This is a genomic window from Variovorax sp. RCC_210, from assembly GCF_041355175.1.
GTDB lineage: Bacteria > Pseudomonadota > Gammaproteobacteria > Burkholderiales > Burkholderiaceae_C > Variovorax.
Genome location: NZ_JBFUPJ010000018.1, coordinates 144,275 through 167,577, shown reverse-complemented (window position 1 = coordinate 167,577; position 23,303 = coordinate 144,275). Strand labels below are relative to the sequence as shown.

Sequence of the window (23,303 nt, the reverse complement as noted above, 5' to 3'; positions counted from 1 at the left end):
GGCGGGTACCGGCGAACGCGCGGACCCGGAGGCTCTGGGGGGTGAACCCCGCATTCTTTGCCCGCAGCGCCGCTTTGACAATTGCATAGCCGGTTGACAGACTGTCAAAGAATTTTTGACACAATCGCCCGCATGGACCTGCAATCGCTCACCCTGCTGGTGGAAATACTCGATGCGGGCAACCTGAGCGCGGCGGCCCGCCGGCTCAAGATGACCCGCGCCAACGTCAGCTACCACCTGAACCAGCTGGAGCGCTCGGTGGGCGCGCAGCTGGTGCGCCGCACCACCCGGCGCGCCGAGCCCACCGAGATCGGCCTGCGGCTGTACCAGCACGGCGTGGCCATCCAGGGCGAGCTGCTGGCCGCGCGCGAGTCGGTCACCGAGCTGGGCCAGGGCCTGCACGGCCGCGTGCGCCTGAGCGTGCCCAGCGGCTACGGGCAGCTGGTGATGGCCGACTGGCTCATCGACTTCAAGCGGCAATACCCCGGCATCGTGCTCGACGTGGTATTCGAGAACCGCATCGAAGACCTGCTGCGCGACGAGGTCGACATCGCCATCCGCGTGATTCCCGAGCCGCCGCAGAACCTGGTGGCGCGCGAGATGGGCCCGGTGCGCTACGTGGCCTGCGCATCGACCGACTATGCGGCCAGGAACCCGCTGCCGGTGCAGCTCGACGCGCTGCAGGGCGCGCCGGTGGTCACGGCGGCCGTCATCGGGCGGCAGCTGCGCGTGTCGGCTTACCAGGGTGAAACCCGGCGCGAGGTGATCCTGGAGCCGACGCTCATTTCAGAAAACTTCCTGTTCCTGCGCCAGGCCATCCTCGCCGGCCTGGGCATCGGGCTGGTGCCCGACTACGTGGTGCAGGAAGACGTGCGCAAGGGCGACGTGGTGACCACGCTGGACGACTGGCGCCTGAGCATCTTCGGCACGCAGATGTTCATGCTGTACATGCCCAACCGCCAGCACACGCGGGCGATCAGGACGTTCATCGATTTCGTGCTGGAGCGGGTGAGGGTGCCGAGCGAAGGTGCGGGAAAAGCGGCGGCGCAGGGGCTCGGCGCGCTCTAGGCGCAAAGCGCCGCGGCGCGCCCTGCGTGCTCAGCGGCAAGCGCGCATGTTGGCGACCTGGCGCTGCTTTGCACGGCGCTGGTCTTCGCTCAGGCTGATGCTGTTGGCCGAGACCTCTTCGTTCTTGATGTCGGCCGCCGAAGGGCAGGCACGACCCTGTGCGGCGGCTGCGGGTGCCCCGGCTGGCGCGCGCGCGGTGGCGCCGGTCGTCTGGATGGCGCGCACCATGCCGTTGTCGGTGTAGACGTAGAACGTGCCGTTTCCGCGCTGGTAGACGCGCTGCTCGGTGAACCCGCCTTCGTGGTCGCCAGCGTTGATGCGTGTCGGTTCGCCCATTGCCGTCTGCAGTTCGCCGAGCGTCATGCCGCGCACCGGATAACCATGGAGCAAGGCGACGTTGATGGCGCTGCGCTCCGCCGGCGAGCGCGCGTCCTGCGGCGTGGCGGCGGCCGGCGGAGACGCGAAGATCCTGACCGCGCTCTGCTGTTGCGTCGCGGCGCACGGGATCTCCTGGAATGTCGTCTTGCCGTCCGGTGACTGGCACTTGAACATGGCGGCGGCCGGCAATGCGAAGGCCAGCAAAGACATCAGCAGAACAGATTTCATCGGCCGGATTATCGGCACCGAATCGATGCCGTCGGCCAAGCCGCGGGCCAGGCTAGTTGGAGCGCCGGTCGAGGCCGCTCGTCTCGTAGTACCGCGCCTTGTCGTCGTACATCGCCCGGTCCGCGCGCTGCAGCGCCGACTCCAGCGACTCCCCGGCGTTGCACGTCGCCAGCCCGATCGCCAGGCTCAGCGCGTGGCCGCTCTGGCCTGCGTGGAACTGGTTGTTCATTTCGAGCAGCGTGAGGATGCGCTCGCGCATCGCCTCGGCGCCGCGCTCGTCGGTCAGCGGCAGCAGCACGGCGAACTCGTCGCCGCCGATGCGCGCGGGCCAGGCCGGCGGGTCGACGGCCTTGTCTAGCACCTCGCCCATGCGGCGCAGCAACGAGTCGCCGGCGGCGTGGCCTTCGTGGTCGTTCAGCTGCTTCAGGCCGTTCAGGTCGATGGCCACGATCGACACCGGCCACGGGCCCTTGCGCGACAGGCGGTTGAGCTCCTCGCTGTAGTAGGTGCGGTTGCACAGCTGGGTGAGCACGTCGTGCTTGCCCAGGTACTCGAGGTAGGCCTCGGCCTTCTTGCGCGCGGTGATGTCCACCAGCGACACCAGCACCAGGTCCCAGGTGTCGAGCCGGTCGTCCTGCACCGCGAACTGCATGTGGATGTTCAGCACCTCGCCCGACAGCGAATAGTTGAGCACCTCGCGGTGCTGCACGGTCTTGCCGTTCCACAGGTCCTGCAGCTGCTCGGCGAACGACTCGCGCATCTCGTCGCGGAAGATGCGCGACAGGTTGCCCAGCAGCGTGCCGAGGTCGGGCGCGCCGAACATGCGCAGGGTCTCGTGGTTCACGTCGACCACGCGAATTTCCTGCATGCAGCGCGTGACGAACTCGGGGTGCACCTTGATGAAGGTGGCGAAGTCGGTGATGCCGCGCGCGCGAATGCTCTGCATCAGCGTGCGCACGGCGCTGAAGTCTTCCACCCACAGCGACACCGGCGAGCGGTCGAACAGGCTGCGCGCGTAGGTGGCGCTTTCGTCGCGCAGGCGCTGCGCGGCCACGCGCTCGGTGATGTCGTCGAGCGACACCAGCACGCGGTCCCAGCTGTGTTCGTGGCCGGGCAGCACGCGGGCGCGCACGCGCACGTCGAGCCGGCGGCCGTCGAGCGCATAGTTGACGGTTTCGCTCTCGAAGGTGAGTTCGCCGCGCCACAGGCGGTCGAGTTCGTGCACCACGGTGGCCGACATGTCGCCGCGGAACACGCGGTCGAGCGCGCCGAGCAAGGTCTCCTGGCTGTCGGCGGCGAAGAGCTTCAGCGTGTGCTGGTTGACGCGCAGCACCTTCAGCAGCGCCATGCAGCCGCTGACGCGGGCGGGGTCTTCGGCCAGGTAGGCGACCAGGTCGGTCACGCCTTCGGCCCGCCAGCCGTCGAGCTTGCGCTTGAGCTCGCTGTAGTCCTCGAGCCAGAGGGAGACGGGCGCCAGGTCGAACATGGCGTCGAGGTCGCCGCTGTGAGGGGGAGCAAGAGAGACGCCGGGCGCGGCTGCGGGCTGGACCATCGATGAGCTTTCAGAAAAGCGGCTGCAGCCATGGCTGCCGAGTGCCGGCGAACTGGAGCCTTAATTATTACCCGCGTGCTTACATCTTGTGATGCACGAGCGCCACGCGGCGGGGCCCGGGCAGCACGGGCTCATTACCGGTGCCTCAGCGGCTATACAGGCCCACCACGCTCTGCCCACCCAGCGCACGGCCCTTGAGCGCGGCCACCAGCGCGTCGCGACCCAGGCCGGCCGGCAGCGCGCCGGGGGCCAGGTCGGTGGCGACCACCGTCATCACGTAGTGGTGCGGCCGGTCGCCCACCGGCGGGCACATGCCGCGGTAGGCGGGGGCGCCGGCCACGTTCGGGCCCATGGTGAAGTTGAAGTTGGAGCCCGCCTGGCCCTCGCCCGCCTTCAACTCGCCGCGCTCGGCCGCGATGTTGTAGGCCACCCAGTGCGACACGCCCAGGCCGGCCGCGCCGTCCGGGTCGAAGATCAACACGGCGACCGACCTGGTCTTGGCCGGCAGGTTGCTCCAGGCCACGGGCGGCGACACGTTCTTGCCGCCGCATTCGCCGGCACCGGCGTGCTCGGCCGGGATCACGCCGTTGTCGGCGAAGGCGCTGGAGCTGACCCGCATGCCGGTGTAGGCCTTGCCGCCGGGGCCGCTGTTGGCTGCGCCGGACATGCCGGTGCAGCCCGTCATGAGGCTCGCGAAGGCGATCGCCGTTGCCGGCAGGGCGAGTGAGTGAAGCTTGTTGCGCATGGAATCTCCTGGAAAGGTTGTCTCTATCCGGCGTGGCCGAGCCACACGCTGCCGTCGGTCTTCTCGTGCACCGCCAGCGGCGTGAGCCGCGCGCCGCGGCAGGGGCCGCCCACGCACTTGCCCGTGTCGGGCTCGAAGATGGCGCCGTGCCGCGCGCACATCAGGAAGCGCCCCGAGCTTTCGAGCACCTGGCCCTCGAAGTCGAGCGGGCCGCCGGCATGGGGGCACTGGTTGAGGTACGCGTACACGCCGCCCTGCCAGCGCACCGCGAAGGCGGGCACGCCGTCGGGCGCGGTGAACTTGCTTGCGAGGCCATCGCTGGAGAGCGTGGCGGCAATCTGCTGGCGGGCGGGGTCGGGGGCGCCGTGATCGGGCGTAGGGGCGGGCGCTGTGAAGTCGTCGGTCATCTGCCAGCGAGGGTAGCCAAGGTTGCCGGGGGGCGCAACGCGCGGTGGCGCGCTTACAAATCGCTGCCAGATAGCGCTTGCCTGAAGCCTTTTTCGCGAGACGGTGGCAGTTTAAAACTGTATATTCATACAGTATTTTCTCTTCCAAGGCTCCCGTGGACCTCCAGCGCAAACTCGCCATCCTGGCCGACGCCGCCAAGTACGACGCCTCCTGCGCGTCGAGCGGCTCGCAGCCGCGCGACTCGGTGGGCGGGCGCGGCATCGGTTCCACCGAGGGCGCGGGCATCTGCCACAGCTACGCGCCCGACGGCCGCTGCATCTCGCTGCTGAAGGTGCTGCTGACCAACCACTGCCAGTACGACTGCCTGTACTGTGTGAACCGCGCATCGAGCAACGTGCCGCGCGCGCGCTTCCGGGTGGAAGAGGTGGTGCAGCTCACGCTCGACTTCTACCGGCGCAACTGCATCGAGGGGCTGTTCCTGTCCAGCGGCATCATCAAGTCGCCCGACCACACCATGGAGCAGGTGGTCGAGGTGGCCCGCCAGTTGCGCGAGGAGCACGACTTTCGCGGCTACATCCACCTGAAGACCATTCCCGACGCCAGCGACGAGCTGCTGGCGCGCGCCGGCCGCTATGCCGACCGGCTCAGCATCAACGTCGAGATGCCCACCACCGAAGGCCTGCAGGCCCTGGCGCCCGAGAAGAACGAAAGCGCCATCCGCCGCTCCATGGCGCGGCTGCGCCTGCGCATCGACGACACGCGCGAAGAGGCGCGCCGCGTGGTGCCCATTCGCGCGCTGCCGGGCGCCGCGCCCACCGCCGCCAAGCCGCCGCCCTTCGCGCCGGCGGGGCAGAGCACGCAGATGATCGTGGGCGCCGACGCCACCGACGACCGGCACATCCTCGCCTCCAGCGCCACGCTGTACGGCGCCTACAAGCTCAAGCGCGTGTACTACTCGGCCTTCAGCCCCATTCCCGACGCGGCGCGCGCGCTGCCGCTGGTGGCGCCGCCGCTGATGCGCGAGCACCGGCTGTACCAGGCCGACTGGCTGATGCGTTTCTACGGCTTCGAGCACCAGGAGATCGTGGCCGCGCCCGACGGCCTGCTGCGGCTCGACGTCGACCCCAAGCTGGCCTGGGCGCTGGCCCATGCCGAGCGCTTTCCGGTCGACCTGAACCATGCGCCGCGCGAGATGCTGCTGCGCGTGCCGGGGCTGGGCGTGAAGGCGGTCGAGCGGCTGCTGCAGGCGCGGCGCGTGCGGCGCGTGCGCGCCGACGACCTGCGCCGCCTGCACGTGCCCTCGCGCAAGGTGCTGCCCTTCGTGGTGGCCGACGGGCACCGGCCGGCGGCGGGGGCGATGGCGTTGTCCGCGCCCACGGCACAACCGGCCCAGCCGGCGCAAGCGGCGCTGTTCTGACGAAGCACGCGAAGGAACGGCCATGCATGTGCGGCTCGACAACCCGGTCGATCTCGATGCCTTCCGCCGCCATGCGCGCCAGTTGCTGGCGAGCGGCGTGCCGCCGGACCATGTCGAGTGGAGCGAGGGGCCTGCGAGCGAGGCATCGGGCGACCTGTTCGGCGGTGCGCCGGGCGAGGCCGATGCGTTCGAGCTGGCGCCCCCGCCTTCCATGCCGAGCGCCGCGCGGCATCCGGTGCCCGCGTCTTTCGTCGCGCTGTGCGCCGACGTGATCCTGCACCGCGCCCCGCAACGCCTCGCGCTGCTGTACCGGCTGCTCTGGCGCCTGGCGCACGAGCCGGCGCTGCGGCACGACCCGCTGGACGCCGACATGATGCAGGCGCAGCTGATGGCCAAGGCCGTGCACCGCGACATTCACAAGATGCGCGCCTTCGTGCGCTTCACCCGCGTGGCCGACGCCGAGGTGGGCGAGCGCCACGTGGCCTGGTTCGAGCCCGACCACCGCATCGTCGAGGCCAACGCGCCCTTCTTCGCGCGCCGCTTCGCGCAGATGCGCTGGGCCATCCTCACACCCGAGCGCTGCGTGGAATGGGACGGCCAGGCGCTGTCGTTCCGCGAGGGCGCAAACCGCCGCGAGAAGCCGCCGCCGGACGCGGGAGAGCAGCTGTGGCTCACGTACTACGAGCACATCTTCAACCCCGCGCGCCTGAAGCTCGCGATGATGCGGCGCGAGATGCCGCAGCGCTACTGGCACAACCTGCCCGAGGCCGCGCTGATCCAGCCGCTGGCCGAGGCGGCCGGGGCGCGCAGCCAGTCGATGATCGACGCGCCGGCCACGCCCACGCGGCGCATCCGCGCGCCCATGCCGCTGCACCTGCTGCCGGCAAGCGGCGCGGCGCCGGCCACCCTCGACGAACTGCGCATGGCCGCGCATGCCTGCCGCGGCTGCCCCATCGGCGCGCTCGCCACGCAGGCGGTGTGCGGCGAAGGCCCGGTGGGCGCACGGCACATGTTGGTGGGCGAACAGCCCGGCGACCAGGAAGACCTGGCCGGCCGCCCCTTCGTCGGCCCGGCGGGCCAGCTGCTCGACCGCGCCATGGCGCAGCTGGGCTGGGCGCGCGACAGCGTGTACCTGGCCAACGCGGTCAAGCATTTCAAGTACGAGCTGCGCGGCAAGCGGCGCATCCACAAGACCGCGGCGCAGCGCGAAGCCGAGGCCTGCGCGCACTGGCTCGACAGCGAGATCTCGCTGGTGCGGCCGCAGGCGCTGGTGGCGCTGGGCGCGACCGCCGCACGCGCCTTGCTGGGCCGGCCGGTGGCGGTGCAGGCCGAGCGCGGCGCGTGGGTGCACGAGCGCGCGGACGGCCTGCCCGTGTTCGTCACCCTGCATCCGTCGGCGTTGCTGCGGCTGCCCGACGGCGAGCGCGCCGAGGCCTACGAGCGCTGGAGGGCCGACCTGGCCCGCGCGCGTGAAGCGCCCGGCTCGCCGTCGGCTTCTGTTGCAATGGCGGCATGAGCGATGGGTTCCACAAGCCGATGAGCACCGAAGACGCCCGCTGGGAGGCCTACCTGTACGAGCGGCATTCCCGCGAAGAACTGAGGCACTGGGCGCGCAGCCTGGCGTTCTTCCGCTTTTGCCGTGCCTTCGGCGGCCATGCCAACGACGGCGACTGCCTGCGCGTGGCCCTCGCCGTGGCGTCGGAGCAGCACCTGTGCGACCTGTTCGCGCAGCTCGGTATTCCGCTGGAGCGCTTGCCTGCCGACAACCCCGTGCCGCAAGTCGGCGTGCACTACTCGGGCACGGAGTTCGCGCGCTTCATTCCCGCGATCGCGGGCTTTCATCCACCGATCAGGCAACCGCGGCAGGTGCGCATCGCCGGGGCATCGGTTTTCGTGTGGGGGCTCGCCGGCCGGCTCGAGCTGTCGATGTCCGACGACGACGCGCCCTACGAAGTGACGGCTCGCACCGTCGAGCAGGCCCGTGCCGTCGAGGAACTGCTGCGGCCGTTGGCGGGCGCCTGCATCGATCCGCCGCAGGAAGGGCACCACTGCCTGAGCCCGAAGGCGCATCCGGAGTTGTGGTCGAGCGCTGGCTGAGCGGCGGCGCAAAACCGTTTGCGCCGCGCGTGCGTACCTGCATGCAGACCGGTCCCATTGGCTACGCCATCCGGCGAATAGACGCGCCTGGGGCCATTTTTGACAATGCAGACGCTCGTATTCCAGAGTCCGCGATTCCAGGGGCCGTGATGTCGAGCGCCAGGAGAACCCACGCCGATGAACACGCTGAAACAGGGTTGGCGAGGAGCCGACGTCCGCCGCTTGCAGGAGGCGCTGAACCGCAAGCTGTCGCCCAGCCCCGCGCTGGTCACCGACGGCGACTACGGCCCGCGCACGCGCGCCGCCGTGCTGCGGCTGCAGGCCCAGCACTGGCTGGTGGAAGACGGCGAGGCCGGCCCCTGCACGCAGAACGTGGCCTTCGACGGCGAGCGCGAGGCGCCGGTGCTGCACCCCGTGGCGCTGATTCCGTCGCCCGAACCCGCGCTGTGCTGGGCCGCCGGCGTCGCGATGATGACCCGCTCGACCGTGCCGGCGGTGCTGGCGCGCACGCCGGGCGAGGTGCTGGCCACCGACGGCGCGCTGCAGCCTTTTGTCGACAGCCATGTGGAAGGTGCCGACGGTGGGGATGGCGGCCGCCAAGGTCGCCACTTCGCGCAGGCCCACGGCCTGACGGTGCGCGCGCCGTCGCCCTGGTCGCTCAAGTCGCTGCGCGCCGCGCTGCAGGACGGGCCGGTCATGCTCGAGATGCTGTGGAACCCCAAGGCCTACGCGCAGGGCGCCGGCCGGCCGGGCCACACGGTGGTGCTCGCGGGCATTCGCGGCGACGCCGACCCGAGCGGGCGCGGCACCACGCTGCGCATCTTCGATCCGTGGCCGCCGAACAAGGGCGCGCGCAGCTCGGTCAACTTCTACAAGTGGGTGCAGGCCGCGGGCGCGCGCACCTGCCGGGTGTTCCTGCGGTAGCGTTCGCGCGCCGGTGAGGATGCCGAGCCTGGCGAAAAGGCCGATGCGACAATCGCCCCCGCCATGACAGACACCCTCACGATCACCCGCCCCGACGACTGGCACCTGCACGTGCGCGATGGCGCCGCCCTCGAAGCCGTCGTTCCCCACAGCGCCCGCCAGTTCGGCCGCGCGCTGATCATGCCCAACCTGCGTCCCCCCGTGACCACCGCCGCGCAGGCGCTGGCCTACCGCGAGCGCATCCTCGCCGCCGTGCCCGAAGGCGTGGCCTTCGAGCCGGTGATGTCGCTGTACCTCACCGACAAGTTGCCGCCCGAGGAAATCGCGCTGGCGGCCGAGGCCGGCGTGCGCGCGCTCAAGCTCTACCCGGCCGGCGCCACCACCAACAGCGATGCCGGCGTGACCGACATCCGCAAGACCTACAAGACGCTGGAAGCCATGCAGAAGCACGGCCTGCTGCTGCTGGTGCACGGCGAGGTGACCGACCCCGCCATCGACCTGTTCGACCGCGAGGCCGTGTTCGTCGACCGCGTGATGATTCCGCTGCGCCGCGACTTCCCCGAGCTGAAGGTGGTGTTCGAGCACCTGACCACCAGGGAAGGCGCCCACTACGTGCGCGACGCCGACCGCTTCACGGCCGCCACCATCACCGCGCACCACCTGCTGTACAACCGCAACGCCATCTTCACCGGCGGCATTCGCCCGCACTACTACTGCCTGCCCGTGCTCAAGCGCGAGACGCACCGCGTGGCGCTGGTGGAGGCCGCCACCAGCGGCAGCGACCGCTTCTTCCTGGGCACCGACAGCGCGCCGCACCCGGCGCACCTGAAGGAACACGCGCTGGGCTGCGCCGGCTGCTACACCGCGCTCACCGCCATCGAGCTATACGCCGAGGCCTTCGACAGCGTGAACGCGCTCGACAAGCTCGAAGGCTTCGCCAGCTTCCACGGCCCCGACTTCTACCAACTGCCGCGCCACACGGACACCGTGACGCTGAAGCGCGAAAGCTGGACCGTGCCCGAGACCGTGCCCTACGGCGACGCCACGCTCAAGCCCCTGCGCGGCGGCGAAACCCTGAACTGGAAACTCGCATGACCCCCACGCCGCGCGTGATGCTGCTGATCGACGCCGACAACGTCTCGGCCGATGTGATCGAGCAGGCCGTGCAGCGCACGATGGACGAGTACGGCGCCATTCACGTGCGCCGCGCCTACTGCAACGCCGAGATGGCGGTGAACCGGCAGGCGATGTTCAAGCGCCTGTCGGTGCGCCCGATGGTGAACCTGTCGACCGGCAAGAACAGCACCGACATCGCGCTGGCGGTGGACGCCATCGACCTCGTGATCGACGAGCGGCCCGACGTGGTGGTGCTGGTGTCTTCCGACTCCGACTTCGCGCCGCTGGTGATCCGGCTGCGCGAGAAGGGCTGCCGCGTGTGCGGCATCGGCCAGCAGGGCAAGACGGGCGAGGAAACGGTCGGCATCTACGACGCGTTCATCGACCTGGAGCACCACGGCGTGAAGCCGGCGGCGCGCACCGCGACGGCGAAGAAGGCCGCGGCCAAGACGGCGCCCGCGAAGAAGACGCGGGCCACGCGTGCGACGAGCGCAAGCAGAGCAGCCGCTGAGTCGTCTTCGGCGGACGTTGCACCCGCCCCCGCACCGGCCGCGCGCAAGGCCGCGACCAAGACGGCGGCGCGCAAGACGACGAAGACCGCCAAATCTTCCCCCCCAGCACAGCCGCAGGCACCCAAGGCGCCCCCCACCTCCGAGGCGGCCGAGTTCATCCTCGCAGCCGTGCCCGCCCTGCGCAGCGGCAAGGACGTGCAGCTCAACGACGTGGCCCAGGCCCTGCGCGCCGCCGGCCTGCTCGGCAAGCACGGCAGTTCGCTCAAGCTGTTCGACAAGCTCACGGCGGAGTTCGTGGTCATGCAGCACCCCGACCGCATCCGCTGGACGGGCGCCTCCGCGTCTTGACCCTGCCGGCGGTCGACTGGGCGCAGCCCTGGCTCGCGCCTTATCGCACCCCCGGCGAAGCGGTGGCGCAGGCCGCGCTGCATGGCTCGGTGGCCGCGGCGCTGCAAGGCGCCCGGCTTTCTTCAGGCATGCCGGACATGCCCGACTTCGTCGCGCAGCACGCGCTGCCCGCGGGCCGGGCCTACGAGGCGCACATCTTCCAGACCCGCAGCGTTCCCACGCGCGACAACCTGCACGACCTGTTCAACGGCCTCGTGTGGCTCGCCTTTCCGCAAGCCAAGCGCCGGCTCAATGAGCTGCAGGCGGGCGAGATCGCGCGCGCGGGCGTCAGCACGGTGCGCGGCCCGCTGCGCGACGCGCTCACGCTGTTCGACGAGAACGGCGCGCTGCTCGACGCACCGCCCGCGCTCTGGCAAGCCCTGGTCGCGCGCGACTGGCACACGCTGTTCGTCACGCGGCGCGGCCTGTGGAACGAAGCGCGCCTGCTGCTCTTCGGCCATGCGCTGCTCGAGAAACTCGTGACGCCGCGCAAGCCCATCACCGCGCATGTGCTGTGCGTGCCCGATCGGCAAGGCCTGCACGGACCGACCGGCTTCGACGACGCGGCAATCGCCGCAAGTTTCGATGCGAAAAGCCTCGAAACGAAGCCTTTCGTACCGCTTCCGGTGCTCGGCGTGCCCGGCTGGTGCGCCGAGAATGAAGCCGCATCTTTCTACGCCGACACGCAGGTCTTCCGGCCCCTGGCCGGAGCGTCGGCGCGCTAGCGGCACACCAGCGACACGCCGGCAACGCGTTGGAGGCGCGTTGAAAGCGCGTTGGAAAAAAAGGGGGCTCGGGAGGGCCCGGCGCACCGTCCGCACCACAAGCAAATCGCGTGACGCACGTAAGGCGCGCGACAAGTGCGGTGCGGGCATTTCATCTTCAGAGGGGAACACACAACAACATGGACACCGTCATCATCCTGCTCAAGGTCGGGCTCATCCTGTATGCGATCTACAGCTTCATCGTCTACGCCACGCGCCGCTCCGGCAACAAGAGCGCGCTGAAGGACTTTCGCGCGCGGCCCGTGCTGCGGCGCATCACCGACGAGGAGAAGTCCGCGCTGCAACCCTTCCTGATGGGGCAGGGCATCACCATCGAGGACGAGGTGCGCGAACTCAGCGGCGCCTTCCTGCGCCACGGCCTGCAGACGCAGGGCTCGTCCACCGAGCACGACACCATCGGCGAGGTCGACGTGCTGCTGCCGTACGACGCGCTGTCGTACGTCGAGGCGCACAACGAAGCGCTGGTGGTGCTGAGCAAGAAGTGCGCGGTGGTGATTCGCGTGAACGGCTTCGACCTGCTCGAAGGCCGCCTGCGCGCGCAGCGCCAGCAGGCACAGGACGCGCAATGGAAGCGCGGCGAGGTCGGCGCGCTGCCCGGGCTGGACGATGTCGCGCCGCAGGCTGCATCCCTCACCGCGTCGCACGCCGCAATGCTCGCACCGGACGCCGCCGCGCCGGTGCCGGCCGACCCAGAGGCGCGTTACCGCGGCGGCGAGGTCTACATCCTGAACCAGCGGGCTGAAACGCCCGAGGAAGTCGCGAGCCGCGTGGGGCGCGGCAGCGGCTGGGTGTCGGCGCTGCTGTGGCTGCTGGCGTTCGCGCTGCTCTGGCTCGCGACCTGGAGCGCGGCGCGCGGTGCGCAGCCGTACCTGCTGGGCGCCGGTCTGCTCGCGGGCTTGTGGGCCGCATGGCTCTTCGTGCGCCGGCCTTCGATGTCGGCGGCAGAGCGCCATCCGCAGCAGGTCAACCGCGTGCGCGGCATGCTCAACGAGATCGCGGCGGTCAACGTCGATAACGTGTCGATCAAGCGCGTGGGCCTGTTCATCGGCGACAAGCTCAGCCTGCAGCTGCCGCCGCATTGGGCGCATGCGCGCTCGACGCCGTATGGCGAGGTGATCGAGGCCGAGCTGCGCGCCGACGACTGCAGCGCGGTGAGCTTCGGCGACAAGTGGTCGGTGGCCGACGAATGGCGCCGCTTCAGGCCGGTTTACTGGGGACGGCATTTGCTGCACCTGCTCGTCGGGCTGCTCGCGCTGGCGGCCTTGGCGCTGTCGCTGCTCGACGGGCGCAACGACCCCGTGGGCGACCTGCGGGCCGACCTGGCGCTGGTCGCGCAAACCGCCTTCCACGACGAAGGCCCGGCCTACACCAGCGCCGAACAACTGGCCGGCCAGCCGCCCAAGTGGGGCAGCCTGGTGAGCGTGAAGGGCGAGGGCCGCTGCGAGATCGACATGAACGGCCACAGCGATGACAACCACACGGTGCCCGTGGTCGACTGCACCCGGGTGCGCTGGAACGGCCAGGCGCCCGTGGTGCCCGAGCTGAAGGTGCCGCAGAGCATCGTGGCGCTCGGCGACCCCGACCTGGTTCGCGCGTCGGAAAACGGCATTGCCGCCAGCCTGATCGCGATGCTGCGCATGCAGATGGGCCAGGCGGCCGACCCGCTGGCCGCCTACCGCGCGCGCGAGAGCGTGCCGATGGTCGTGCGCGGCTTCGACCGCACCGTGGCCCTGGTGGACGCCGCCTGCAAGGACAGCGAAGGGCTGCCGCCCGCCGCCTGCCGCCACCTGCAGCAGGCCATCGTGGACGCGGTGGAGGCGACCGTGGCGAAAGACGGCGCCGACACCCCGGTGCGCACCTGGCCGGTGCTGGCCGCGAGCGCGGCGCCCGACAAGGAAAACGCCGACCTGGTGCTCACGCGCAGCCAGCTCGCCAGGCTGCGGGACGCGGTGCGGCAGGCGGTCGACGCGCGCATCGCCGCGAAGGTCGAGGCGACGCGCCCGGCCATCGTGGCGGCAACGGGCGGCGTGGTGCTGGTGTCCACTTCGGCGATCGGCGTGGCGCCGCGCCGGGCCGGCGATGAAGACACCGCGGTGGCCACCGACGTTGATGCCGCATCGGCCGAAGCCGACGCGGCGGCAGAGGCCGACAGCAACGACGAAGGCGCAGGCGACAGGTCGTTGCCGGGCCGCTGGGCCCGCCTGCAGCGCAACGCCGCGCCCGAGGGCGTGAAGCCCTTCACGCTGGCGGGGCTGGTGACGCTGCGGGACACCGACGACACGGGCGCCGTGCGCCTGCACATCGACCCGGACCGCGACGCCACGCAGGCCGCGTCCGCCGCCGCGCACACGCTGTGGTGGGTGTTCGCGCTGGCGCTGGTGCTGGCCAACGGCGTGCTGTTCGCGTTGCGTCTCTCGCAGAGCCTGCGCCGCCGCAACCGGCTGCACGCCGACATCGCGAGCCGGCCGGCGCCGGGCGCGACGGGGCTTTTCTGAGTCGTCTGACAGGCCTTTGCGGACACGGGGAATACCCGGGCGCCGCGACTTTTGCTCCTATCATGGTTGCGCCAGCGGCAGCCATCTGCGGCTGGCCGGAGCCCCCGAAACGCACAACGACACCCAGGGCCTGCATGCCGCGCATGGCTTGAAGAGGGCCCCGGGACCCTCATCTGGGTGGCAGGTTTCCCCACGGAGAATTCAACTTGAAACGTATCCTTCTGTTCGTCCTGACCAACGTGATGGTGGTCGCTGTGCTGGGCGTGGTCGCCAGCCTGCTGGGCGTCAATCGCTTCCTGACGGCCAACGGGCTGAACCTGGGCGCGCTGCTCGGCTTCGCGCTGGTGATGGGCTTCGGCGGCGCGATCATCTCGCTGCTCATCAGCAAGCCGATGGCCAAGTGGACCAGCGGCCTGCACATGATCGACAACCCCCAGACGCCCGACGAGGCCTGGATCGTCGGCACCGTGCGCAAGTTCGCCGACAAGGCCGGCATCGGCATGCCCGAGGTCGGCATCTTCGAGGGCGAGCCCAACGCCTTCGCGACCGGCGCGTTCAAGAATTCGTCGCTGGTGGCGGTGTCCACTGGGCTGCTGCAGAACATGACGCGCGAAGAGGTCGAGGCCGTCATCGGCCACGAGGTGGCCCACATCGCCAACGGCGACATGGTGACCATGACGCTCATCCAGGGCGTGATGAACACCTTCGTGGTGTTCCTGTCGCGCGTGATCGGCTATGCGGTCGACAGCTTCCTGCGCCGCGGCGACGACCGCTCGTCGGGCCCGGGCATCGGCTACTACGTGAGCACCATCGTGCTGGACATCGTGCTCGGCTTCGCCGCCGCGATGGTGGTGGCCTGGTTCTCGCGCCACCGCGAGTTCCGCGCCGACGCCGGCGCCGCCGCGCTCATGGGCCAGAAGCAGCCGATGATCAACGCGCTGGCGCGCCTGGGCGGCCTGCCGGCCGGCGAGCTGCCGAAGGCGGTGGAAGCCATGGGCATCACGGGCAAGATGGGCCAGCTGTTCGCGACCCATCCGCCCATCGAGGAACGCATCGCGGCGCTGCAGAACGCGCAACGCTGACACGGCAAGCCGCGGCGGTTCCGCGGCGCCATGAAAAAAGCCGCCACATCGCTGTGGCGGCTTTTTTCGTCTGCGGCGTGCTCAGTTCGCGGCGGGAGTGTCGGGCGATGCAGGCGTTTCGGCCGCTGCCGTGGGCGCTTGCTCGGGGGCTGCCTGCGTTTCGGTTGCATCGGTCGTCGCTTCAACGGCCTGCGTCTCGGCAGGCGTTGCGTCGGCTTCCGGTGCCGGTGTCGATGCAGGTGCCGGTGCGGCAGGCGCTGGCGCCTCGCGGTCCTTGCGCGCGCGTTGCAGCGTGCGCGTCACGTCGCCGTGCTTCATGCCGTACATGTCGGCGAACTCCTGCTCGCTGCGGCCGCTGGCCTCGAAAGCGCGCAGCAGCGCTTCGCGCTTGGCGGCCTGCTGGGCGAGTTCGGCCAGGGCTTCGTCGACCACGGCGTTGTTGTTCTCGTCGCGCGAACGCACCAGCACCGCATAGGCTTCGCGGTCCAGGCCGGAGGCCTCGACGGCCTTGGCGATGCGCGCGACCAGTTGCGGGCGCAGGTCTTCGCCGTTGGCGCGCTGCAGGCGGCGGCGGTGCAGCTCCAGGATGGCGTGGTGCACATGCTCGGGCGCGACCGGGTCGAGCGCGTTGCCGTCGAGGTCGTGGCGCGCCAGGCCGGCGGCCACGGCTTCCAGGTAGCGCGTGGAGCGCGCGTGCTGGCCCATGGCGATCTTCAGGTCTTCGGCCTTGAAGTCTTCGGGATGGCGCGCGAGCAATTCCTCGTACACGCCGAGCTTCAGCGGCAGGAAGCGCGCGCCGAACAGCTGCGGGTACAGCTCGAACAGGCGCTCGAGCGCGGGGCTGACCTTGCGCGGCGTGCGCTGGGGTTGCGCCTGGGCCTGATCGCGGCCCTGGCCCTGGCCTTGAGCCGGGCGTTGGCCCTGCGGCTGGCCTTCGCCCTGCCGGCGCGGCTGTTGCTGCCGTTGCGGGCGCTGGTTGCCGCCGCCCTGGTTGTTCTGGCGGGGCGGGCGAGGTTCACGGGGTCCGCGCGATTCGCGGGCTTCGCGGGGTTCACGCGCCTGCTGCGCGGGAGCGCCCGCGTCGGCGTTCGCGCCCGTGCCCGCATCGGGGCCGGCCTGCAGCTGCTTCAGCTGATCGGCCATGTCCAGTTGCTGGCGCCGGGGCGGGCGCGCGTTCGTCTTCGGGGTGGCGGTGGAAGCGTCGGTCATGCGGGGGGCGCGGCAAGGGGCGCGATGAATGAAGGAGGAAAGAAATGAAGTCCGGTGGCGCGCCTTCAGCGCGGCCGGAACATCTTGAAGAGATTGTCGGGGCTGACTTCGAAATAGTCTGCAGGGCCGCCGCCACGCAATATCGGCTGCGCCGCGGCGGTGTCGTAGATGCCGTCTTTCAGCAGGTGGCGGGCAATGTGCACGCCCACCACTTCGCCCAGCACCAGCCAGGTGGGCACGGGCACGCCGTTGACGCCCTCGAGCTGCACGATCTGCGTGAGCCTGCATTCGAAGGACACGGGGCTCTCGGCCACGCGCGGCACCGCGATGGTCTTCGAGGCGGCGGTGGTGAGCCCCGCGAGCTCGAACTCGTTCACCTCGGGCGGCACGGCCGCGCACGAGCGGTTCATCTGCTCGGCCAGCGGCCGGGTCGCCAGGTTCCAGCCGAACTCGCGCGTCTGGCGGATGTTGTGCAGGCTGTCCTTGGCGCCGATGCTCGCGAAGCCGACGATGGGCGGCGTGTAGTTGAAGGCGTTGAAGAAGCTGTACGGCGCCAGGTTGAGCACGCCGTTCGCGTCCTGCGACGAGATCCAGCCGATGGGGCGCGGCCCGACCATCGCGTTGAACGGGTCGTGCGGCAGGCCGTGGCCGTGGGCGGGTTCGTAGAAGTGAAAGTCGGTGTTCGCCATCGTTGTTCTCCGGGGCTCTGTGGCTCAGTGGCCGAGGGCCGAAGGGTGGGCCGGGCGAGCGGCTTGCCGCCCGATCAGCAGCCGGAACGGCAGCAGCATCAGCACGCCCACGGCCAGCTTCACCGCGAGGTCGCCGAGCGCCCAGGTGAGCCACGGGCCCTCGGTGCCCGCGAAGGCGATGCCCCAGAACACGATGCTGTCGAGCACCGCGGCAATCACCGTGGCGACCAGCGGCGCGCGCCACCAGAGGCCGCGGCGCAGCCGGTCGAACACGCCGATGTCGAGCAGCTGCGAGGCGATGAAGGCCAGCCCCGAGGCCGCCGCGATGCGTGCCGGCGCCAGCAGCAGCGACACGCCCACGGCCACCGCAAAGCCCACCCACGCCACGCGCCGCGCCATGCCGGGGCCGAAGCGCCGGTTGACCAAGTCGCTGACCAGGTAGGCCACCGGGTAGGTGAAGGCGCCCCAGGTGAGCCAGTCGTTGAGCGCGAACTGCACCAGGATGTTGGAGGCCAGCACCACCGCGGCCATGGCCAGCGTGGCGGCGATGAAATGGCCGAGCGTGGGGCGCTCGAAGCGCAGGGCGTGCATGGCTGGCATCAGGCGCTCGCGGTGCGTTCGCGTTCGGACGCGGCCAGCACGGCATGCGCCACGGCCTCGGCCACCTTGATGCCGTCCACGCCGGCCGACAGGATGCCGCCCGCGTAGCTGGCGCCTTCGCCGGCGGGGTACAGCCCGCGCACGTTGAGGCTCTGGAAGTCGTCGCCGCGCGTGATGCGGATCGGCGAAGACGTGCGCGTTTCCACCCCGGTGAGCACCGCGTCGTGCGTGTCGAAGCCCTTGATCTTGCGGCCGAAGGCGGGAAAGGCCTCGCGCATGGCCTCGATGGCGTAGGCCGGCAGCGCCTGGTGCAGGTCGGTCGGCGTCACGCCGGGCTTGTACGACGGGGTCACGCTGCCGAGCGCGGTGGAAGGCCTGCCCGCCACGAAGTCGCCCACGAGCTGGCCGGGCGCGTGGTAGTTGCTGCCGCCGAGCACGTAGGCGTTGCTTTCGAGTTCGCGCTGCAAGGCGATGCCGGCCAGGGCGTCGCCCGGTGCATCGGCGGCCCAGCCCGGGAAGTCCTTCGGGTCGATGCCCACCACGATGCCCGCGTTGGCGTTGCGCTCGTTGCGCGAGTACTGGCTCATGCCGTTGGTGACCACGCGGCCCGGCTCGCTGGTGGCCGCGACCACGGTGCCGCCGGGGCACATGCAGAAGCTGTACACCGAGCGGCCGTTGCTCGCGTGGTGCACCAGCTTGTAGTCGGCCGCGCCCAGCAGCGGGTGGCCCGCATGGCGGCCCCAGCGCGCGCGGTCGATGAGGCCCTGCGGGTGCTCCACGCGAAAGCCGATGGAGAAGGGCTTGGCCTCGATGTGCACGCCGCGCGCGTGCAGCATCTCGAAGGTGTCGCGCGAGCTGTGGCCCAGCGCCATCACCACGTGGTCGGCGCGCAGCTCGCTGCTGTGGCCCGTGGCCTGGTCGAGCACCGTGAGGCCGCGCAAGCGCTTGCCGTTGGGGCCGTCTTCGATGTGCACGTCGGTCACGCGCTGCTCGAAGCGAATCTCGCCGCCCAGCGCCACGATCTGCTCGCGGATGTTCTCCACCACCTTCACCAGCTTGAAGGTGCCGATGTGCGGATGCGCGACGTACAAAATTTCAGGCGGCGCGCCGGCCTTGACGAACTCTTCCATCACCTTGCGGCCGAGGAAGCGCGGGTCCTTGATCTGGCTGTACAGCTTGCCGTCCGAGAAGGTGCCGGCGCCCCCTTCGCCGAACTGCACGTTCGACTCGGGGTTGAGCGTGCTCTTGCGCCACAGGCCCCAGGTGTCGCGGGTGCGCTGGCGCACGGTCTTGCCGCGTTCGAGCACGATGGGCCTGAAGCCCATCTTCGCGAGCATCAGCGCCGCGAAGATGCCGCAGGGGCCGAAGCCGATGACCACCGGGCGCGCCGTGCCTTCGGGCGCATCGGCGGGCGGCGTGTAGCGCATGTCGGGCGCGTTCTGGATGTGCGGGTGGCCAGCGTGCTTCGCGAGCAGGGCGGCCTCCAGCGTTGCATCGGCCAGCGCCACGTCGCAGATGTAGACCGTGAGCAGGTCGACCTTGCGCGCGTCGAAGCTGCGCTTGTAGACGGTGTGGGAGGCGATCGCTTCGGGCGGGACGCCGAGCGTCCTGGCGATCAGTGCGGCCAGCGCGTCGGGCGCGTGGTCGAGCGGGAGTTTGAGTTCGGAGATTCTCAGCATGGGGAGCGGCGTAGGGCTTGTGGTTATCAAGCAGGCCGGGCATTTTAAGCGCCGAAGGCGCTATGAAAGCGATAGCTGTGGGAAGCCCCTGTAACGGGCTGTCAGGCCGGCAGGAAGCCTTCGACCGAAAGATAGCGCTCGCCGGTGTCGTAGTTGAAGCCCAGCACCACCGCGTCGGGTGCCAGCGAAGGCAGCTTCTGCGCGATGGCCGCGAGCGTGGCGCCCGAAGAGATGCCCACCAGCATGCCTTCTTCCTGCGCGCAGCGGCGCGCCATTTCGCGCGCCGGCTCGGCGTCGACCTGCAGCACGCCGTCGAGCAGCGAGGTGTCGAGGTTCTCCGGAATGAAGCCCGCGCCAATGCCCTGGATGGGGTGCGGTGCCGGTGCGCCGCCGGAGATCACGGGCGAGGCCACCGGCTCCACGGCGAACACCTGCAGCCTGGGCCACTTCTTCTTCAGCACCCGCGCCACGCCGGTGATGTGGCCGCCCGTGCCCACGCCGGTGATGAGCACGTCGATGCCGTCGGGGAAGTCGGCCGCGATCTCCTCGGCCGTGGTGCGCACGTGCACCTCGACGTTGGCGGGGTTGTTGAACTGCTGCGGCATCCACGCGCCGGGCGTGCCGGCCACGATTTCCTCGGCGCGGGCGATGGAGCCCTTCATGCCGTTGGCGCGCGGCGTCAGGTCGAAGGTGGCGCCGTAGGCCAGCATGAGGCGGCGGCGTTCGATGGACATGCTGTCGGGCATCACCAGGATCAGCTTGTAGCCCTTCACCGCCGCCACCATCGCCAGGCCGATGCCGGTGTTGCCCGAGGTGGGCTCCACGATGGTGCCGCCGGGCTTCAGCGCGCCGCTCTTCTCGGCGTCTTCCACCATCGACAGCGCGATGCGGTCCTTGATGGAGCCGCCGGGGTTGGCGCGCTCGGACTTGATCCACACCTGCTGCTTCGCATTGCCGAACAGCCGGTTGATGCGGATGTGCGGCGTGTTGCCGATGGTCTGGAGGATGTTCTGGGCCTTCATGGATGCAATCTCCTTGTGTCGATGCGTTGTGTCAGACGGACAGCGCGCATTGTGAGACCAGCCCGCGACGCTTTCAGCGCAAGGGTGTTGCGGCCGGCAACAGGCTGCCGCGCGCCGCCAGCGCCAGCGTCTTGAGCACCAGCAGGCCGATGAAGACGTTGGCCGCCACGAACAGCACCGGCGCGAGCCATTCGACCGGCCCCGCGGCGCCGCTGGCCAGCAGCCGCATCGCCAGCGTGGGGAGCGCCGCCGCGCCGAAGCTGAAGGCCCAGTACGAAGCCGTGAACGGCTGCCTGGCAATCCACGGCAGCAGGCGCAGGAGCAGCAGCGCCTGGTACAGGCCGTAGCCCAGCAGGATCTGCGCGAACAGGTCGGGCGCGCCGCCGTTGATGCTCATGTACGCCACGCCGCCGACCACCGGCGGCGCCAGCTGGATGCCGAGCACCGGGCGCAGCGCCTCGGGCAAGGGCCCCTGCACGGCCGCGCGGCCCAGCACCAGAGACTCGATCGCGAGCCACAGGAACAGCCCCGCGCCGAAGAACAGCACGCCCAGGTGCGGCCAGCCGAAGGTGGCGGCCGCCGTGCCGGCGACGAAGTTCTGCGCCACCGCGGGCAGGTAGAGCGCGGGCGTGACCAGCTCGGGCTTGCGCCCGCCTTGCCACAGGCGCCCGTAGAGCCACAGCCCGAGTGCGAGCTGCGCGGCGACGGACGCCACGAACACCGCCAGCGCCAGGTGCGGCGCGTACGGCAGCAGCGCCATCGCCGCGAGCATGCTGGCCACCGGCCCCAGCGCGGCGAACGACGACTGCACCGGGTGGTTCATTTCGGCGCGCGCATCGACCGCATGGCGCAGCCACTTGCGGGCGTACAGCGCCAGCAACGCGAGCCATGCGGCAAGGCCGAGCCAGGTGACGGCAACGGCGATGTCCGGCGGCAGGTGCCACAGCGGCGTGGCCACGCGCCAGGCGTTGCCGAGCGCCAGCACGCCGACGGCAATGCCGAAGAAGGACACCGGGATAGGGGCGCGGGCGGAAGTCATTCGGTTCACCTCGTGGAAGTCGGTGAATGCACTGTAGGCTTGCGCGGTGGTATTTTGAATGCTGTATAAAAGCTGAAAATTGCTTCATCGTCTCACCTGGAGCTTTCGTGCCATGGACCCCTTGAGCGAACTCGTCGGCTGGCTCGCCCCGCGCGGCCGCATGGACCTGCGCTGCCTGTTCGGGCAGGACTGGGCGGCACCGCATGCGCCCATCGGCCCGTGGCGCGCGCCCTTTCACATCGTGCTGCGCGGGCGCTGCGAACTGTGGCTGCCGGCGAGCCGCACGCTGGTGCCGCTGGAAGAGGGCAGCCTGGTGATCTTGCCGAGGGGCTCGGCGCATGTGCTGCGTTCCGTCGGGCGCGACGCCGAACTGCAAGCAGGGGAAGTACAAGAAGGCCAGCCCGCGGTCCGGCTGCGGCGCGGCGCGCTGGTCGACCTCAAGACCAACCTGCGCCAGCCCGCGAAGGCCGACACCGACATCCTGTGCGGCGAGTTCGAGTTTCCGGGCCAGCGGCGCAGCGCCTTGCGCGAGGCATTGCCCGAACCGCTGGTGGTGCCGTTCGCCGGTCGCCCCGAATCGCCGTGGCTGGAGGCGCTGGTGCGGCTCATGGCGCACGAGATCGAGCAGCAGCGCCCGGGCGCGCAGGCCATCGTGGCGGAGCTGTCGGGCACGCTGTTCACGCTGGCGGTGCGCGCGCACCTCGAGACACGGCCGGCGCTCGCGGGCGTGCTCGGGCTGATGGCCAGCCCGCGGCTGGCCGCCGGGCTGGAGGCCATGCTCGCGCACCCCGGCCAGGCGTGGACCGTGGCCTCCCTGGCCGAGCGCTGCCATATGTCGCGCGCCACCTTCGCGCGCGAGTTCGCGCGGCGCACGGGCACCGCGCCGCTGGCGTTGCTGACCACGCTGCGCATGGAGCTCGCGTCGCGGATGCTGGCGCAGGGCGTGCAGGACACCGCTTCGGTCGGCGAGGCGGTCGGCTACCGCTCGGAGGCCGCGTTCAACCGCGCGTTCACGCGCCATGCGGGCGTGACGCCGGGGCGCTTCCGCCGCGCCTCTTCAGGCGCGGCAAGCACTGCGGGCGCTGCGGTCCCCGCGCAATAAAGCTAGGCCGCGCCCGGCGTGAACTTCATCGCCACGCCGTTCATGCAGTAGCGCAGGCCGGTGGGCTTGGGCCCGTCGTCGAACACATGGCCCAGGTGGCCGCCGCAACGGCTGCAATGCACCTCCGTGCGCGCCATGCCGAAGGAGCGGTCGGTGTGCTCGCCGACGGCGTTGTCCAGCGGCTTCCAGAAGCTGGGCCAGCCGGTGTGGCTGTCGAACTTGGTGGCAGAGGTGAACAATTCCAGCGCGCAGCCCGCGCACGCGAAGCGCCCGCTGCGGTGCTCGTCGTTCAGCGGGCTGGTGTAAGGCCGCTCGGTGCCTTCCCGGCGCAGCACGTCGAACTGGTTGGCGTCGAGCAGCTTGCGCCATTCGGCCTCGGTGTGGGTGACCGCGAAGGTCTCGTTCTCCGCGGCCTGCGCCGGCCGGGAACTCCAGCCGAGCAGCCCCAGCGATTGGGCAATGGCCAGCCCAAGGGTCGAGGTTCCGGCGGCAATGGCAAAGCGGCGTCCAGTTTTCGGGGTCATGACAGGCCTTCGGTCGGTGGTGGGCGGAATATCGTTTTTGATATGTTTTGATGGATACAACGATGTACATTCGCCGGTCGGCCGCGAGAGGGCGGTCGGGCAAATCCGCGACGGCGTTGCTTCTGCTAATTCGGGCCGGACGGGCGGCGGGTTACAGCAGCGGAAAAGCACTTCGAGAACGCATGTCGCTGTGTCGAATTGAATACATCGAGGATGGAGACTTGGATATGGATGGGTCCAGAGGC

The 23,303-nt window shown here is 70.2% G+C and carries 22 protein-coding genes; 11 read left to right on the top strand and 11 right to left on the bottom strand.

Translation table 11 applies throughout. The annotated features are described in order from the left end of the window. Positions 1–132 precede the first annotated feature (132 nt). Positions 133–1,068 carry a LysR family transcriptional regulator gene (locus AB6807_RS34585; protein ID WP_371088082.1) on the top strand — a complete coding sequence of 312 codons (936 nt, stop codon included), beginning with the start codon at positions 133–135 and terminating at the stop codon, positions 1,066–1,068. A 30-nt stretch (positions 1,069–1,098) separates the two neighbouring features. On the opposite strand, the gene AB6807_RS34580 is transcribed toward AB6807_RS34585, so the two are convergent. From AB6807_RS34580 to AB6807_RS34565, 4 genes are all read right to left on the bottom strand, one after another. Further along, a complete protein-coding gene (locus tag AB6807_RS34580) occupies positions 1,099–1,713 on the bottom strand; it encodes a DUF4124 domain-containing protein (protein ID WP_371088081.1) in 615 nt (204 codons plus the stop codon). 13 nt (positions 1,714–1,726) lie between these two features. Beyond that, positions 1,727–3,226, bottom strand: coding sequence for a diguanylate cyclase domain-containing protein (locus tag AB6807_RS34575; RefSeq protein ID WP_371088080.1), 1,500 nt, complete (start codon positions 3,224–3,226; stop codon positions 1,727–1,729). Positions 3,227–3,371: 145 nt separating this feature from the next. After that, positions 3,372–3,971, bottom strand: a complete 600-nt coding sequence (locus tag AB6807_RS34570; RefSeq protein WP_371088079.1) for a YbhB/YbcL family Raf kinase inhibitor-like protein — start codon at positions 3,969–3,971, stop codon at positions 3,372–3,374. Between the two features lie 23 nt (positions 3,972–3,994). Next, positions 3,995–4,378: a Rieske (2Fe-2S) protein gene (locus tag AB6807_RS34565; RefSeq protein WP_371088078.1), complete on the bottom strand. Its 384-nt coding sequence runs from the start codon at positions 4,376–4,378 to the stop codon at positions 3,995–3,997. Between the two features lie 155 nt (positions 4,379–4,533). On the opposite strand from AB6807_RS34565, the gene AB6807_RS34560 reads away from it, so the two are divergent. From AB6807_RS34560 to htpX, 9 genes are all read left to right on the top strand, one after another. Continuing rightward, a complete protein-coding gene (locus tag AB6807_RS34560; protein WP_286516906.1) occupies positions 4,534–5,796 on the top strand; it encodes a putative DNA modification/repair radical SAM protein in 1,263 nt (420 codons plus the stop codon). 22 nt (positions 5,797–5,818) lie between these two features. Next, complete coding sequence (locus AB6807_RS34555; protein ID WP_371088077.1) at positions 5,819–7,312, top strand: UdgX family uracil-DNA binding protein; 1,494 nt, start codon at positions 5,819–5,821, stop codon at positions 7,310–7,312. Beyond that, positions 7,309–7,893, top strand: coding sequence for a hypothetical protein (locus tag AB6807_RS34550; RefSeq protein WP_371088076.1), 585 nt, complete (start codon positions 7,309–7,311; stop codon positions 7,891–7,893). Before AB6807_RS34555 ends, AB6807_RS34550 begins: the two co-directional genes overlap by 4 nt. A 177-nt stretch (positions 7,894–8,070) precedes the next feature. Then, complete coding sequence (locus tag AB6807_RS34545) at positions 8,071–8,817, top strand: peptidoglycan-binding protein (RefSeq protein ID WP_371088075.1); 747 nt, start codon at positions 8,071–8,073, stop codon at positions 8,815–8,817. Between the two features lie 63 nt (positions 8,818–8,880). Continuing rightward, entirely contained in the window at positions 8,881–9,912 is a 1,032-nt protein-coding gene (pyrC, locus tag AB6807_RS34540) for a dihydroorotase (protein ID WP_371088074.1), read from the top strand. Continuing rightward, a complete protein-coding gene (locus AB6807_RS34535) occupies positions 9,909–10,793 on the top strand; it encodes an NYN domain-containing protein (protein ID WP_371088073.1) in 885 nt (294 codons plus the stop codon). Before pyrC ends, AB6807_RS34535 begins: the two co-directional genes overlap by 4 nt. Continuing rightward, on the top strand, positions 10,790–11,557 hold the full coding sequence (locus tag AB6807_RS34530) for a DUF3025 domain-containing protein (protein WP_371088072.1): 768 nt from the start codon (positions 10,790–10,792) through the stop codon (positions 11,555–11,557). Before AB6807_RS34535 ends, AB6807_RS34530 begins: the two co-directional genes overlap by 4 nt. 179 nt (positions 11,558–11,736) lie before the next feature. Further along, complete coding sequence (locus AB6807_RS34525) at positions 11,737–14,112, top strand: IgaA/UmoB family intracellular growth attenuator (RefSeq protein ID WP_371088071.1); 2,376 nt, start codon at positions 11,737–11,739, stop codon at positions 14,110–14,112. A gap of 206 nt (positions 14,113–14,318) precedes the next feature. Then, positions 14,319–15,194 (top strand): protease HtpX, encoded by an 876-nt coding sequence (gene htpX, locus AB6807_RS34520; RefSeq protein ID WP_116910623.1) that lies wholly within the window; start codon positions 14,319–14,321, stop codon positions 15,192–15,194. A gap of 81 nt (positions 15,195–15,275) precedes the next feature. Here htpX and AB6807_RS34515 read toward each other — a convergent pair whose 3' ends face one another. The 6 genes from AB6807_RS34515 to tehA all read right to left on the bottom strand — a co-directional run bounded on the left by AB6807_RS34515 (position 15,276) and on the right by tehA (position 21,432). Then, on the bottom strand, positions 15,276–16,403 hold the full coding sequence (locus AB6807_RS34515; RefSeq protein ID WP_371088070.1) for a ProQ/FinO family protein: 1,128 nt from the start codon (positions 16,401–16,403) through the stop codon (positions 15,276–15,278). A gap of 65 nt (positions 16,404–16,468) precedes the next feature. Then, on the bottom strand, positions 16,469–17,092 hold the full coding sequence (locus tag AB6807_RS34510; protein ID WP_286516896.1) for a flavin reductase family protein: 624 nt from the start codon (positions 17,090–17,092) through the stop codon (positions 16,469–16,471). 24 nt (positions 17,093–17,116) lie between these two features. Then, positions 17,117–17,683, bottom strand: coding sequence for a VUT family protein (locus tag AB6807_RS34505; RefSeq protein WP_371088098.1), 567 nt, complete (start codon positions 17,681–17,683; stop codon positions 17,117–17,119). Between the two features lie 8 nt (positions 17,684–17,691). Next, positions 17,692–19,371 (bottom strand): NAD(P)/FAD-dependent oxidoreductase, encoded by a 1,680-nt coding sequence (locus tag AB6807_RS34500; protein WP_371088069.1) that lies wholly within the window; start codon positions 19,369–19,371, stop codon positions 17,692–17,694. Between the two features lie 101 nt (positions 19,372–19,472). After that, positions 19,473–20,393 (bottom strand): cysteine synthase A, encoded by a 921-nt coding sequence (cysK, locus tag AB6807_RS34495; protein WP_371088068.1) that lies wholly within the window; start codon positions 20,391–20,393, stop codon positions 19,473–19,475. A gap of 73 nt (positions 20,394–20,466) precedes the next feature. After that, complete coding sequence (gene tehA / locus AB6807_RS34490; protein ID WP_371088067.1) at positions 20,467–21,432, bottom strand: dicarboxylate transporter/tellurite-resistance protein TehA; 966 nt, start codon at positions 21,430–21,432, stop codon at positions 20,467–20,469. Positions 21,433–21,544: 112 nt separating this feature from the next. Between tehA and AB6807_RS34485 the strand changes: the two genes are divergently transcribed. Beyond that, positions 21,545–22,534 carry a cupin domain-containing protein gene (locus tag AB6807_RS34485; protein ID WP_371088066.1) on the top strand — a complete coding sequence of 330 codons (990 nt, stop codon included), beginning with the start codon at positions 21,545–21,547 and terminating at the stop codon, positions 22,532–22,534. A gap of 2 nt (positions 22,535–22,536) precedes the next feature. Here AB6807_RS34485 and msrB read toward each other — a convergent pair whose 3' ends face one another. Beyond that, entirely contained in the window at positions 22,537–23,058 is a 522-nt protein-coding gene (msrB, locus tag AB6807_RS34480) for a peptide-methionine (R)-S-oxide reductase MsrB (protein WP_116910615.1), read from the bottom strand. Positions 23,059–23,303 lie beyond the last annotated feature (245 nt).

Excerpts from the sequence above, each read along its gene's own strand:
- AB6807_RS34585 (WP_371088082.1), top strand. The coding sequence starts at position 133 with ATGGACCTGCAATCGCTCACCCTGCTGGTGGAAATACTCGATGCGGGC.
- AB6807_RS34575 (WP_371088080.1), bottom strand. The coding sequence starts at position 3,226 with ATGGTCCAGCCCGCAGCCGCGCCCGGCGTCTCTCTTGCTCCCCCTCAC.
- AB6807_RS34570 (WP_371088079.1), bottom strand. The coding sequence starts at position 3,971 with ATGCGCAACAAGCTTCACTCACTCGCCCTGCCGGCAACGGCGATCGCC.
- AB6807_RS34565 (WP_371088078.1), bottom strand. The coding sequence starts at position 4,378 with ATGACCGACGACTTCACAGCGCCCGCCCCTACGCCCGATCACGGCGCC.
- AB6807_RS34555 (WP_371088077.1), top strand. The coding sequence starts at position 5,819 with ATGCATGTGCGGCTCGACAACCCGGTCGATCTCGATGCCTTCCGCCGC.
- AB6807_RS34550 (WP_371088076.1), top strand. The coding sequence starts at position 7,309 with ATGAGCGATGGGTTCCACAAGCCGATGAGCACCGAAGACGCCCGCTGG.
- AB6807_RS34545 (WP_371088075.1), top strand. The coding sequence starts at position 8,071 with ATGAACACGCTGAAACAGGGTTGGCGAGGAGCCGACGTCCGCCGCTTG.
- pyrC (WP_371088074.1), top strand. The coding sequence starts at position 8,881 with ATGACAGACACCCTCACGATCACCCGCCCCGACGACTGGCACCTGCAC.
- AB6807_RS34535 (WP_371088073.1), top strand. The coding sequence starts at position 9,909 with ATGACCCCCACGCCGCGCGTGATGCTGCTGATCGACGCCGACAACGTC.
- AB6807_RS34525 (WP_371088071.1), top strand. The coding sequence starts at position 11,737 with ATGGACACCGTCATCATCCTGCTCAAGGTCGGGCTCATCCTGTATGCG.
- AB6807_RS34515 (WP_371088070.1), bottom strand. The coding sequence starts at position 16,403 with ATGACCGACGCTTCCACCGCCACCCCGAAGACGAACGCGCGCCCGCCC.
- AB6807_RS34510 (WP_286516896.1), bottom strand. The coding sequence starts at position 17,092 with ATGGCGAACACCGACTTTCACTTCTACGAACCCGCCCACGGCCACGGC.
- AB6807_RS34505 (WP_371088098.1), bottom strand. The coding sequence starts at position 17,683 with ATGCACGCCCTGCGCTTCGAGCGCCCCACGCTCGGCCATTTCATCGCC.
- AB6807_RS34500 (WP_371088069.1), bottom strand. The coding sequence starts at position 19,371 with ATGCTGAGAATCTCCGAACTCAAACTCCCGCTCGACCACGCGCCCGAC.
- cysK (WP_371088068.1), bottom strand. The coding sequence starts at position 20,393 with ATGAAGGCCCAGAACATCCTCCAGACCATCGGCAACACGCCGCACATC.
- tehA (WP_371088067.1), bottom strand. The coding sequence starts at position 21,432 with ATGACTTCCGCCCGCGCCCCTATCCCGGTGTCCTTCTTCGGCATTGCC.
- AB6807_RS34485 (WP_371088066.1), top strand. The coding sequence starts at position 21,545 with ATGGACCCCTTGAGCGAACTCGTCGGCTGGCTCGCCCCGCGCGGCCGC.
- msrB (WP_116910615.1), bottom strand. The coding sequence starts at position 23,058 with ATGACCCCGAAAACTGGACGCCGCTTTGCCATTGCCGCCGGAACCTCG.